This is a genomic window from Amycolatopsis sp. NBC_00348, from assembly GCF_036114655.1.
Lineage (GTDB): Bacteria > Actinomycetota > Actinomycetes > Mycobacteriales > Pseudonocardiaceae > Amycolatopsis.
The window spans coordinates 4,625,537-4,637,750 of record NZ_CP107994.1 but is presented as its reverse complement, the minus strand read 5'-3'; the positions used below and the strand labels follow the sequence as shown (position 1 = coordinate 4,637,750).

Here is a 12,214-nt window from a genome sequence, read left to right as displayed (position 1 = left end):
GGCCGTCTTGCGCTTCGCGGCGCCGTGGTGCCAATCCACCAACGAAAGGCGGCGTTGTGAGCACGATCCTGGTCACCACCGACTACACCCGCCCCGGCGGCGAGGCCGACACCATCCTCACCGCCGCCGGGCACGAAATCCGCTACCGCCCGGGAGCGCGTGGTGACGAACTCGCTGCGGCCCTGGGCGATGCGGTCGGTGCCATCGTCTCCACCGACCCGTTGACGGCGGACGTCCTCGCACGCGCACCACTGCTGCGGGCCGTCGTCCGCTCGGGTGTCGGGTACGACTCGGTCGACGTCGATGCCGCTGCCCGGCTCGGCATCCGGGTCAGCAACCTGCCCGGGGTCAACAGCAACGCCGTCGCCGAGTACACGCTCGCCCTGCTGCTGGCCGGCGCCCGGCGGCTGGTCGAGTCGGCCGTGGGAGTGCACGAAGGCGGGTGGCCCAGGCAGAGCGGCCGCGAGCTGCGCGGCGCCACGCTCGGGCTCGTCGGGCATGGCCCGGCCGCCCGGGCCGTCGTCCCGCTCGCGCGGGCGTTCGGGATGCGGGTCCTGTGCGCCACCGTCTACCCGGACGGCGGTGCACCCGGCGTCGAGTTCGTCGAGCTGCCGGAGTTGTTGCGCGAAGCGGACTACGTGTCGCTGCACACCGCGCTGACCGCGCGGACCCGCCACCTCCTCGACGCCGCCGCGCTGGCGCTGATGAAGCCCACGGCGATCCTCGTCAACACCGCGCGCGGGGCACTCGTCGACGAAGCCGCCTTGGCCGGGGCCGTCACCGCGGGGCGGCTCGCCGGTGCCGCCCTCGACGTCGCCCAGGCCGAACCGCTACCGGCCGACAGTCCGCTGCGCGGGGTGGCCGGCATCACCGTGTACTCGCACCTCGCCGGCCAGACCGCCGAAGCCCGGCGGGCCACCGCCATCGCGGCGGCGCACGAACTGCTCGCGTCCCTGCGCGGCGAACCCCGTACCCCCGTAACAGCTAGGAGAGATCAGTGAACGACACGGCAGTGGGCGTCCTCGTGCCCACGGGCATGATCGGCGCGGGGTTCGCCCCGGAAACGGTCGAACGCGGCCTCGCGCTCGGCGCCGACGTCATCGCCGTCGACGGCGGCTCGACCGACTCCGGGCCCCACTACCTCGGGTCCGGCACCCCGAAGACGTCCACCGCCGCGGTCGCCCGCGACATGCGCCTGCTGCTGCGCGCGGCGGCGAAGGCCCGCATCCCGCTCATCGTCGGGTCGTGCGGCACCAGCGGGGCGGACAGCGGCGTCGACTGGCTCGCCGACATCACCGCCGGGATCCTCGCCGAAGACCGGCTCGACCTGACCGTCGCCACCATCCACAGCGAGCAGGACCCCGCCTACCTCCGGCGCCGGCTCGCCGAGGGGGCGATCCACCCGCTGCCCCCGCTCGGGCCGCTCGACCGCGCGACCCTCGACGGCTGCGTGCGGGTCGTCGGGATGATGGGCCACGAACCCATCGAGGAGGCCCTGCGCGCGGGTGCTGACGTCGTGCTGGCCGGGCGGGCCACCGACACCGCCGTCGCGGCCGCTTTCGCGCTGCTGAAAGGGCTCCCGCCCGGCCCGGTCTGGCACGCGGCCAAGATCGTCGAGTGCGGCGGCCAGTGCACGACGAACCCCCGCTCCGGCGGCGTGTTCGCGCGGATCGACCAGGATGGCTTCACGATCGAGCCGCTCGACCCCGCGGCGTCGTGCACGCCGATGTCGGTCGCCGCGCACATGCTCTACGAGACCGCGAACCCGTTCCGGATGCGGGAGCCCGCCGGCACCCTCGACGTCTCACGCGCCACCTATCGCGCAGTCGACCACCGGATCGTGCGCGTGGAGGGCTCGGTGTTCGAACCCGCCGCGCAGCACACGATCAAGCTCGAAGGCGCCCGGCTCACCGGCTACGAAACCATGTCGTTCACGGCCATCCGCGACCCGCACATCCTGGCCGGCATCGAGGACTGGGCCGCGCTGCTGAAGAAAGTGCTCGTCGAGCGCGTGCACCAGACGCTCGCGCTGGGGGAGGGGGACTACGAGTTCGACGTCCGGCTCTACGGCCACAACGCGATCCTCGAAGACCTGGACCCCGCGACCACCCCGGCCCGCGAGGTCGGCGTCATGCTGCTGGTGCACGCCGCCGACCAGGCCACCGCGACCGCCGTCGCCAAGATCGCCAACCCGCTGATGCTGCACCTGCCCACGGCGGACATGCCGTACCTGCCGAGCCTCGCGTTCCCGACCTCGCCGGCCGAGACCGAGCGCGGGCCGGTGTACGAGTTCGCGCTCAACCACGTCGTCGACTCCGAGACCCCGACCACGATGTTCCGCACCACGATCCGGAAGGCCTGCGTCGATGCCTGACACCCTGCAAGACCTCGCGACCGAGGTCCGTTCGAAGAACGCGGGCCCGTTCTGGGTCACCATGGAGGTGTTCCTGCGCGACGACGCGGGTTACCTCGTCGCCGCCGACGAGGAGTTCCTGAACGAGACCGTGATCGCGCGGCTGTACGGCGTCCCGGCCGCCGGGGTGCAGATCTTCCGCATCCCGGCGCTCAACGTCGTCAAGATCTCCTTCCCCCGCCCGATTCCCCAGGGCAGCCTGCGCGACCGCGACGTCCACGCCGGGCAGCACCACGTGCCGCTGGCACTCCTGGAGCTGCCCGGCCGAGCTGCCGGAGGGTGAGGTTCAGCGCACGGCCTTGCGGCGCACGAACCCGATCACCCCGGTCGCGACGAACAGGATCGCGCCCACGATGATCAGCCAGAACAGGCCCTTGATGACGAGCCCGAGCACCACCAGCACGGCCCAGATGACCAGCAGGCCGACGATAAGTCCCATGACGCGTTCCTCTCGGTCGATGTGTCGCGTGGGTACCCCGCAGCCCGGCGATCCACTCGGCAGGAAGCATCACCGTCCGGTCGCGCCGGGGCGACGTGAGTCACCGGTGTGGGGGACGCTCGTGTGCGGGCCCGGCCGCCGGGGTAACCAGCCGGCATGACGTCCATCGGCTACTTCCTGTCCTGCGAGCAGTACGGCCCTCGCGAGCTCGTCGCCCAGGCCCGGGCGGCCGAGCGCGCCGGCTTCGAGCGGCTGTGGATCTCGGACCACTTCCACCCCTGGAACGACGCGCAGGGCCAGAGCCCGTTCGTCTGGTCGGTGATCGGTGCCCTGTCCGAGGCCGTCTCCTTGCCGATCACGACGGCGGTGACCTGCCCGACCGTCCGGCTGCACCCGGCCGTGATCGCGCAGGCCGCGGCGACCGCCGCCGTCCAGCTCGACGGCCGGTTCGTGCTCGGCGTCGGCTCGGGGGAGGCGCTCAACGAGCACATCCTCGGCGACCCCTGGCCCTCGGCCGGGCAGCGGCTGGCGATGCTGGAGGAGGCCGTCGAGGTCATCCGCCTGCTGCACGCGGCGGGCGCCCGCGGCGAGTCGATCAGCCACCACGGTGAGCACTACGACGTGGTGGACGCCCGGATCTACACCGTGCCGGCCGAGCCGGTGCCGATCTACGTGTCCGGGTTCGGGCCGCAGGCCACCGAGCTGGCCGGGCGCATCGGCGACGGCTACTGCACGGTCGTGCCGGACGCCGACCTCGTCCGCGCGTTCCGCGAGTCCGGTGGCGGCGGCAAGCCGGTGCAGGCCGGGATGAAGGTCTGCTGGGACGCCGACACCGACGCGGCGCTCGACCAGGCACACCGGCTGTGGCCCAACGACGTCCTGCCCGGCCAGCTCGCCCAGATCCTGCCGCGCCCCGAGGACTTCGAGGCCGCGACGTCGTTCGTCCCGCGCGCGGACGTCGCGGAGGCGATCGTGTGCGGCGACGACCCGAAGGCCCACGCCGAGCGGGTGCGCCAGTACGTCGACGCCGGGGTGGACGAGATCTACGTCCAGCAGGTCGGTGCCGACCACGACGGCTTCTTCCGGGGCTGGCAGGAGTACGTCCTGCCGGAGTTCCACTGAGGAATGGGCGCGTCTCTGGCAGGGTGACCTGATGGCCTGCCGCATCAGCGAAATCGTCATCGACGCCCGGGACCCGGAGACACTGGCGAAGTTCTGGGCCGCCGTGCTCGGCTACGTCGAGATCGGCCGGGAGCCCGACGGCATCGAGATCGGCCCGCCCGGCACCGGCTTCGGCGGCCCGCAGCCGACGCTCGTCCTCGGCGTCGGCGGGTCGGGGAAGGCGGCGAAGCTGCCGCTGCACCTGGACGTCAGCCCGACCGACCGGGATCAGGACGCCGAACTGCGCCGGCTGCTGGAGCTGGGCGCCAGACCGGCCGACGTCGGGCAGACCGGCGACGAGAGCTGGCACGTCCTGCAGGACCCGGAGGGCAACGAGTTCTGCCTGCTGCGGACCCGCGTCGACCCGGTGGCCTGAGCGGCAGTCCGAAGTGGACACCGCCGGACCGACGGGGTGGCCGGCCCCGCGCACTGGGCCGGAATCCCGGTCAGGCCTGGACTTCCTCGGCGTGCTCCGGCCGTAGGCGGTCGAGGGCCGGGCGGCTCAGGCGGGGCCGGCCGCCCGCGTGCTCGGTCGTCGCCGCGGCTGCCGCGACCGCGAGGCAGGCCGCCGTCTCCAGCGGACGCCTGCGGGTCAGCGCCGCCGTGAGGGTCGCGACCAGCGCGTCCCCGGCTCCGGTGGTGTCGACGACGTCGGTCTCGACGTCCGGGACGAACCAGGTGCCGTCCGGCCCGGCGAACAGGTTGCCCTGTCCGGACACCTCGAGCACGACCAGCGACGGCCCGCGCCGCCGCAGTTCGGCCGCGGCGCGGACGGCCGTCTCGAGGTCCGCCACCGGCTGCCCGGTGAGCGTCTCGGTCTCGTGGGCGCCGGCGCGCACGACGTCGGACAGGGCGAGCAGCTCGTCGGTCAGGTCCGGGTCTTCCGGCGCGCCGTCCAGCACGACGCGGGTGCCCGCGGTGTGCGCCAGCCGCGCGGCCAGCAACGCCGCCGGCGCGGGCTGCTGCAGCTGGACGATCAGGGAGCAGGCGGCCGAGATCGGCGCGGCGGCTGCGGCGACGTCGGTCTCGGTCACCAGCGTGGCGGCCGGGATGTGCTCCAGGTAGCGGCGGCGGCCGTGCTCGTCGACGACGTCGACGATCAGCGCCGTCTCGGCGCCGCGCCGGCGGACCACGTGCGTGGTGCCGATGCGGTCGGCCCGGGCCCGCGCGCGCAGCGCGTCGCCGACGAGGTCCTCGCCGACCACGCCGACGAGCGACACCGAAGTGCCCAGCTGGCTCAGGGCCACGGCCTGGTTGGCGCCCTTCCCGCCGAGCACCTCCTGCCGGTGCTGCACCTCGGCCGACGACCCCGCGTCGGGTGCGTCCGGGACTTCGACCACCAGGTCACGAGCGACCTGGCCGACGACCACGACTTCGCTGGGCATGTAGTGCCTCCTCGGCTCCGCAGGTCGGCTACCCCGCGCCGCGAGCACGGCAAACCGCTCGTTCGGGTAGGTGAGCCGGCTCAAGCGGCCTCGAGCACCCGCGCCGCGGCGTCCCGCGCGTGGGCGTAGGGGCTATCGAAACCGTGCATCCCGTCGGTGACGAGCGCCCCTTCGTGCAGCAACATGAGGGTCCGGGCGCTCGACCTCGGGTCGGCGGCGCCGGCCGCGGTGGCGATGGTCGTGAACAGTTCGAGCATCCACGCCTTCTGGTCGACGATCACCCGGTAGGCGGGGTGGGCCGGGTCGTTGATCTCGGCGTGGGCGTTGATCATGCTGCAGCCGTTGCCGCTATAGCGGGCGGCCCACCGGGCGGAGGCGTCGAACACGGCGCGGAGCCGGGCGGCGGGGTCGTCACCGGCCGCGTCCAGCAGCGGGGCGAGGAACGCGCGCCACCGGCTGTCGCGCTCGCGGAGGTACTCGACGACCAGCCGCTCCTTCGAGCCGAACCGGTCGTAGAGCGTCTTCTTCGTGACCCCGGCGCGCTCGGCGATCAGGTCGACGCCGACCGCGTGGATGCCGTGCGCGTAGAACAACTCCTCCGCCGCCGCCAGCACCGCGCGGGCCTTGGGCGTCCACTCGATCACCTCGTCCATGGCCCCGACTATACCGATCGGTGTAGTCTCGGGCCAATGACTAAACAGATCGGTATACCCGGCTCGGTGATCGGACTCGGCGCGTTGTTCGTCGCGTGCTGGTCGTCGGGCTTCATCGGCGCGAAGCTCGGGGCCGCGGACGCGCCGGTCACGACGGTCCTGATGTGGCGGTTCGTGCCCCTGGCGCTGCTGCTCGCGCCGTGGCTGGTCCGCTCGGGCGCCGGCGGGAGAGCGGGGCTCGGGCGGCAGATCCTGGTCGGGGCGCTGTCGCAGTCTGGGTACCTGCTGACCGTCTACTGCGCCATCGGCCTGGGCGTGAACACCGGGACGACGGCGTTGATCGACGGCGTCCAGCCGCTCGTCGTCGCCGCCCTCGCCGGGCCGCTGCTGGGCGTCGCGGTCAGCGGACGGCAGTGGGCCGGCCTGGGTGTCGGCGCGGCCGGGGTCGCCCTGGTGACCTGGTCGGACGCGACGTCGGGGCACGGCACGCCGCTGTGGGCCTACCTGGTGCCGTTCGCCGGGATGTGCTGCCTGGTCGCGGCGACCTTCCTCGACCGGCGCACCCGCGACCGCCCGTCGCCGGTGCGCGCGGTGGCCATCCACTGCACCACCTCGGCCGTCGTCTTCACGGCTCTGGCGGTGGCGACGGGCACCGCGCTACCACCGGCGTCGGCTCGCTTCTGGCTCGCGATGGCGTGGCTGATCGTCTTCGCCACGTTCGGCGGCTACGGGCTCTACTGGCTGCTGCTCGACCGCGTCGGCGTCACGGCCGTGAACACGCTGATGTTCCTGGTGCCGGCGGCCACCACGATCTGGGGCACGCTCATGTTCGGCGAGCCGTTCAGCGCGTGGACCGGGACCGGGCTCGCCCTGGCGCTGGCCGCCACCTGGCTGGTCTCCCGGCGGCCTCAGAGCCGCGAGCGGGCGGTGTCGGCGGCGCGCGGAGCCCCGCCGTGCCACCGCACCGGCGTGGCCGGCGTCCGGCGCGGGCGCCGTTTCGACGGCGGTTCGGCGTAGCGGTCCAGCAGGACGCTGAGCCGGTCGCCGTCGCACTGGCGGCGGATGAGCCGCTCGCCGCGCGCGGCCAGGGCGTCGAGGGTGAAGTCGGCGACCGCCCGCGGGGCCGGCCGGACCTCGCCGGGGAACGTGGCGACGACGTGCATCGAGCCGGATCTGCCCTCGGCCGCCGTCAGCTGCCAGCCGTGGCGGCGATCCCAGGTCAGGAGTTCGGGTTTCGCGGGGCCGTCGGCCGGGCGGCCCGCGAAGCGGATCTGGCCGTACAACGGTTCGGCGGGCTCGACCGCGGCGTCCTCGTTCAGCAATCCGAGTTCGGTGGCGACGGCGCGCAAATAGGGGACTAGTGCGGTTTCGTCCGAGAAGTCGGTGTTCATGGTTCACCTGCCTGATCTTCGACGATGTCCGTCTACTACCCGTTTTTCCGGCGGATACGCACGAAATCGTCGAACGATGTTCCTGATCTGACGCGTCCGTTCGTGCGATGTTGGTGCGGCCGCGTGTGAGAGGCGTCAGGCTGGGGGAATCAGAGGGTGTTCCGATCACTGCGGGGGAGCTGAGAACGTGATGCGTGAGAGCTTCGACTTCGACGTGAATCCGAGAGAAATCAGGCTCGTGCGATCGTGGGCGCGCGAGCGGCTGGCGGCGGCCGGCGATCTCCCGGACGAAACGATCACCGACATCGTGCTGATCATGAACGAACTGGCCACGAACGCCGTCCGGCACGCCGCCGGGCCGGCGCGGGTCCGGCTGCTGCGCTCCGACTCCGCGGTCTGGATCGGGGTCGAGGACGCGGGCGGCGCCGCCTGGTTCGACCCGGCCGTGCCACTGCCCACCCCGATCGGCACCGGACTGACCCTGGTCGCCGCGTGCTCGCACCGTCGCGGCCACTTCCACCGCGGCGACGGCGGCCGGACGGTGTGGGCCGAAATCCCCGTCGCGTCCTGACGTCGACCGCTCGGCGGTCCACTCAAAGGTAGGAACTCTGCGCTGTCAAGAGTGGCAGTGCATCTTGTCCTGCCTTGTCTCCTGACGTCCGGTTTCCGTGACGCAGAGCCGGTTCACGTGCGCGAACCGGTCGATCCGGGGTATCCCTTGAGGCAACGAGTCCGGCTATATTCATCAGATGTCTGCCCTCTGACTCAGCCGGAGAACCCCGATGCGAATCGCCACCGTCGTCGCGCACCTGGTCACCGCCGCAGCCGTTGTCGCGGCTGTCGGCGCCACTCCCGGAAGACCCCCGGACGTCCTCTACGCCGCCCCTGCCGGGCACGGCTCCGCCTGCAGTTCTTCCTCCCCGTGCGCCCTCCCCACCGCTCGTGACCGGGTCCGCGGCCTCGTCCAGCACGCCCGCGGGGACGTCGTGGTCGAGCTGCGCGGCGGCACCTACTCGCTGACCACGCCGTTGCGGCTGGGCGTGCAGGACTCCGGCACGCCGGGCCACCGCGTCGTCTACCGCGCGGCCCCCGGGCAGACCCCGGTCTTCAGCGGCGCGCTGAAGGTCGGAGGTTTCCGGAAGACGGACGCCGTCAAGAACATCTACCGCGCCCCGGTGCCGAAGGGGACCGCGAGCCGCGAGCTGTTCGTGAACGGCGTCCGCGCGCAGCGGGCCCGCACGGCCCAGGACCCGGGCGGGTTCTCCGTGTCCGCCACGGGTTTCACCACCGCCGACGCGACCTACACGACCTGGACGAACGCGCCCGGCGTCGAGGTCGTCGCCAACAACGGCTGGAAGCAGCTGCGCTGCCCGCTCGCCTCGATCACGCCCGGCGCCTCCGGTGGGTCGGCGCTGACCGTCGATCCCGGGTGCTGGAACAACAACCACAACTCCGTGCCCAACCCGAGCTTCCCGTTCAACGGCGCGGGCCTGCCGAGCCTCGACCGCGTGACCTGGCTCGAAAACGCCTACCAGCTGCTCGGCACGCCCGGCCAGTTCTACCTCGACGGCGACGCCGGTTACCTCTATTACGTGCCCCGGCCCGGTGAGGAGCTCGCCAAGGCCGACGTCGAACTGCCCGTCGCGCCGGAGCTGCTCGACCTCGCCGGCACCCCCGGGCACCTCGCGCCGCTCGACGACACCGACTGGCGCGCGACCTACACCGGCGCGTGGAGCTACTCGAACGGCCGGCACCTGGGCGACCTCGGCGCCGACGTCCACTACACCCAGAACGACGGCGACGCGTTCAGCTACACCTTCACCGGCACCGGACTCCAGGTCCTGACCGAGACGAACACGGACGAAGGCGACATCGACGTCTACGTCGACGGCGTCAAGAACCAGACGGTGTCGGCGAAGAGCGCCGAACGGCTCGCGCAGCAGGCCGTCGTCTCGGTCACCGGGCTGGCCAAGGGGAAGCACACGGTCCGCGTGGTCAAGGCCGGCGGCGACTACCTGCTGATCGACGGCTTCACCGTCATCCCCGACGTCGTCGCGCCGGTGCACGACATCGCCTTCGAAGGGATCACGTTCGCCTACACGACCTGGACCGCCCCGAGCACCGCGGGCTACATCGACAACCAGGCCGGCATCCTCTGGGACCCGGCGACCCGCACCCCGACGCGGATCCCCGCCGCCGTGCAGGTGCACCGCGGCGCGCGGATCGCGTTCACCGGCGTGACCGTGCAGCACACCGGGACCAGCGGCATCGACCTCGCCGACCAGACCCAGGGCTCGACGGTGTCGGGCAGCTCGATCACCGACATCGGCGGCAGCGGGGTCGCGGTGGGCGAGGTCGACGACTACTACCAGACCCAGCCCGCGCTGATGACCAGCGGCAACAGCGTCTCCGGCAACATCGTGCAGCGGCCGGGCCAGGAGTACCAGGACGCGGTCGGCGTTTGGGTCGGCCACAGCCGCGGGACCACGTTGTCCCACAACGACATCGGCTACACGCCGTATTCGGGCGTGTCGATCGGCTGGGGCTGGGGCTGGGCGTCGAGCTGCGCGCTGCAGGCCCAGCAGGGCCTGGCCGACCCGTGCCTGCACGGCACGACCTACACCGGTGACAACCATGTCATCGGCAACCACGTGCACAGCGTGATGGGCGTGCTGTTCGACGGCGGCCCGGTCTACACCCTCGGCGGGCAGGCGTCGCCGTCGGAGTTCGTCGGCAACGTGCTCGGCGAGTGCATCAACGGCTGCAACATGATCTACCACGACGAGGGCAGCTCGCTCTGGAACACCCACGACAACGTGGTGGAGTTCAGCAACGGCTCGCTGTGGCTGAACCTGTGGACGCCGACCATCCACGACGACTCGATCCACGGCAACTTCACCGACACCGACCGCTACAACAACAACGGCACGGCCATCGACCTCACGCCGTCCACGGTGGTCACCGACGGCCGCTGGCCGCCCGCCGCGCAGGCGATCATCGACGCGGCCGGGCCGGGTACCCCGCCCGGCAAGGTGCTCGACGACGACGACCTGCGGATCTCCTACACCGGGACCTGGTCCTCGAGCGGCTCGCGCACCTACGGCGACCTCGAGAACGGCGTCCACTACACCCAGCAGGACGGTGCTTCCGCGTCGATCACCTTCACCGGGACCGGCATCAGTCTCCTCACCGAGACCAATTCCGACGAAGGGGATATCGGCGTCACGCTCGACGGCGCCGACAAGGGAACCGTCAGTGCGAACACCGCCCAGCGGCAAACCCGGTTTCCCGTTTATTCGGTGACCGGGCTCGCCGCCGGGCGGCACACGCTGACCGTTTCCAAGAAGAGCGGAACCTATTTCCTGGTGGACGGCTTCCGCGTCAAATAGCGGTTCAGCGGTTCAGCAGCCGCAGGTCGACCGCGTCGGCCATGGCCTGCATGCCGGCTTCGTTCGGGTGGATGTGATCACCCGAGTCGAAGCCGGCCCGCAGCGCTCCGGGATCGGAGGGGTCTTGCGTCGCCTGGTCGAAGTCGACGACGCCGTCGAACTGCCCGCCGGTGCGGATCCAGGCGTTCGCCGCCTGGCGGATGGTCTCGCCGTGCTCGCTGTAGCCGCCGGATCCCTTGTCCGGCAGCATGGTTCCGCCGATGATCCGCACGCCGGCCGCGTGCGCCTGGCGGATCAGCTCGCGGTAGCCGTCGATCAGGTGCTGCGCGGTCAGCGGGACGCCACCGGGGCCGGCGTTGTTGCCGATGTCGTTGATGCCCTCCAAGAGGATCACGGTCCGGACACCGGGTTGCGCCAGCGCGTCGTGGGCGAACCGCTTGAGGGCGCTGACCCCCTGCCAGATGTTCGGCACGTCGGTCAGCACCCGGTTGCCGCCGATCCCGGCGTCGACCACGGCGCTCGGGTGCGGCCCGGCCAGCCGGCGGGCGAGGTCGTCCGGCCAGCGGCGGTACGCGCTCGCCGGGGTGTTGTAGCCGTCGGTGATGGAGTCGCCGAAGGCCACCACGGTGCCGCGCGCGGCAGGGGAGACGACGTCCAAACCGGACAGGTAGTACCAGGAAGTCGTTGCGGTGACGTAGTTCCCGTCTTCGGTGTCGGCGGCGAAGTTGCCCGGCTTCGAGAGGTAGGAGACGTCGAACGCGTCGGAGTGCCAGGTCGCCGAGCTGGTCGCCTGGGGCAGGTGCAGGCTCACGAGCAGGTTCTGTTCCGCTTGCACGGACAGTGGCACCGGATCGCTGACGACCTCCTGGCCCGCCGGGATCGTGAACGTCTTCGCGTGCGAGAACGTCACTGCGTGCCCGGAGCCCGCGACGGCGGTCGCCTTGCCGGCCTGCAGCGCGAGGCTCACCGCGCCGACGGCGAGGGGAGTGGTGCCGCGCAGGTTGGACAGGTGCACGCGTAGGGCGGCACCGCCGACGCTGGGGTGCACGACCATCCGCAGCGTCCGGTCGGTGAAGTTCGGGCCGCCGATCGTCATGCTCGGCGACCAGGCCGAAACCCGTTGAACTGCGGCGGAATCGGTTTCGGCAACGGCGGTGTTCGTGCTGCCCGAAATCAGCGAAACTATTGTCGCCGTGGCCAGCAGGGCCCTTTTGGTCATCACGGGAAATCACCTTCTTCGGTGGGGAGACCACAGTTTTACCGCGCGTTTTCCGAAATGGCCAGAAGTTGTTTGTGCGGGACCGGTTCGTGCCCGGCCCGGCCGGGTCGTAGAATCCGGGGGACGGCCGGCGACCGGCCCGGGTGCACCGTGAGGGAGGGGCG

The 12,214-nt window shown here is 71.7% G+C and carries 13 protein-coding genes; 8 read left to right on the top strand and 5 right to left on the bottom strand.

Translation table 11 applies throughout. The features are described from left to right. The first annotated feature begins 56 nt into the window (after window positions 1-56). From OHS58_RS20160 to OHS58_RS20150, 3 genes are read left to right on the top strand one after another with little or no spacing between them, the layout of a single operon-like run. Window positions 57-1,001, top strand: coding sequence for an NAD(P)-dependent oxidoreductase (locus OHS58_RS20160; protein ID WP_328649426.1), 945 nt, complete (start codon window positions 57-59; stop codon window positions 999-1,001). After that, on the top strand, window positions 998-2,374 hold the full coding sequence (locus OHS58_RS20155) for an acyclic terpene utilization AtuA family protein (protein WP_328649425.1): 1,377 nt from the start codon (window positions 998-1,000) through the stop codon (window positions 2,372-2,374). Before OHS58_RS20160 ends, OHS58_RS20155 begins: the two co-directional genes overlap by 4 nt. Continuing rightward, complete coding sequence (locus OHS58_RS20150; protein ID WP_326948245.1) at window positions 2,367-2,696, top strand: DUF4387 domain-containing protein; 330 nt, start codon at window positions 2,367-2,369, stop codon at window positions 2,694-2,696. Before OHS58_RS20155 ends, OHS58_RS20150 begins: the two co-directional genes overlap by 8 nt. Before the next feature lie 3 nt (window positions 2,697-2,699). Here the strand turns inward: OHS58_RS20150 and OHS58_RS20145 are convergent, their stop codons facing one another. Beyond that, a complete protein-coding gene (locus OHS58_RS20145) occupies window positions 2,700-2,852 on the bottom strand; it encodes a hypothetical protein (protein WP_326948246.1) in 153 nt (50 codons plus the stop codon). Between the two features lie 156 nt (window positions 2,853-3,008). On the opposite strand from OHS58_RS20145, the gene OHS58_RS20140 reads away from it, so the two are divergent. Both OHS58_RS20140 and OHS58_RS20135 read left to right on the top strand, forming a co-directional pair. Further along, window positions 3,009-3,974: a TIGR03557 family F420-dependent LLM class oxidoreductase gene (locus OHS58_RS20140; protein ID WP_328649424.1), complete on the top strand. Its 966-nt coding sequence runs from the start codon at window positions 3,009-3,011 to the stop codon at window positions 3,972-3,974. Between the two features lie 31 nt (window positions 3,975-4,005). Then, window positions 4,006-4,389: a VOC family protein gene (locus OHS58_RS20135; protein ID WP_247049894.1), complete on the top strand. Its 384-nt coding sequence runs from the start codon at window positions 4,006-4,008 to the stop codon at window positions 4,387-4,389. Window positions 4,390-4,459: 70 nt separating this feature from the next. Here OHS58_RS20135 and OHS58_RS20130 read toward each other — a convergent pair whose 3' ends face one another. Further along, complete coding sequence (locus tag OHS58_RS20130) at window positions 4,460-5,398, bottom strand: PfkB family carbohydrate kinase (protein ID WP_326954394.1); 939 nt, start codon at window positions 5,396-5,398, stop codon at window positions 4,460-4,462. An 80-nt stretch (window positions 5,399-5,478) separates the two neighbouring features. After that, on the bottom strand, window positions 5,479-6,051 hold the full coding sequence (locus OHS58_RS20125; protein WP_328649423.1) for a TetR/AcrR family transcriptional regulator: 573 nt from the start codon (window positions 6,049-6,051) through the stop codon (window positions 5,479-5,481). A gap of 66 nt (window positions 6,052-6,117) precedes the next feature. On the opposite strand from OHS58_RS20125, the gene OHS58_RS20120 reads away from it, so the two are divergent. Continuing rightward, the gene (locus OHS58_RS20120) at window positions 6,118-7,068 is read left to right on the top strand and encodes a DMT family transporter (RefSeq protein ID WP_328649422.1); all 951 of its coding nucleotides are present in this window, start codon (window positions 6,118-6,120) and stop codon (window positions 7,066-7,068) included. Here the strand turns inward: OHS58_RS20120 and OHS58_RS20115 are convergent. After that, the gene (locus OHS58_RS20115; RefSeq protein WP_326948252.1) at window positions 6,960-7,442 is read right to left on the bottom strand and encodes a DUF6292 family protein; all 483 of its coding nucleotides are present in this window, start codon (window positions 7,440-7,442) and stop codon (window positions 6,960-6,962) included. The genes OHS58_RS20120 and OHS58_RS20115 overlap by 109 nt on opposite strands. A gap of 190 nt (window positions 7,443-7,632) precedes the next feature. Between OHS58_RS20115 and OHS58_RS20110 the strand changes: the two genes are divergently transcribed. Together OHS58_RS20110 and OHS58_RS20105 are read left to right on the top strand one after the other, a co-directional pair. Next, window positions 7,633-8,013, top strand: a complete 381-nt coding sequence (locus tag OHS58_RS20110; RefSeq protein ID WP_326948253.1) for an ATP-binding protein — start codon at window positions 7,633-7,635, stop codon at window positions 8,011-8,013. Window positions 8,014-8,224: 211 nt separating this feature from the next. Continuing rightward, entirely contained in the window at window positions 8,225-10,831 is a 2,607-nt protein-coding gene (locus tag OHS58_RS20105; RefSeq protein WP_328649421.1) for a hypothetical protein, read from the top strand. Between the two features lie 4 nt (window positions 10,832-10,835). Here OHS58_RS20105 and OHS58_RS20100 read toward each other — a convergent pair whose 3' ends face one another. Then, window positions 10,836-12,050, bottom strand: coding sequence for an SGNH/GDSL hydrolase family protein (locus OHS58_RS20100; RefSeq protein ID WP_328649420.1), 1,215 nt, complete (start codon window positions 12,048-12,050; stop codon window positions 10,836-10,838). Window positions 12,051-12,214: the final 164 nt, after the last annotated feature.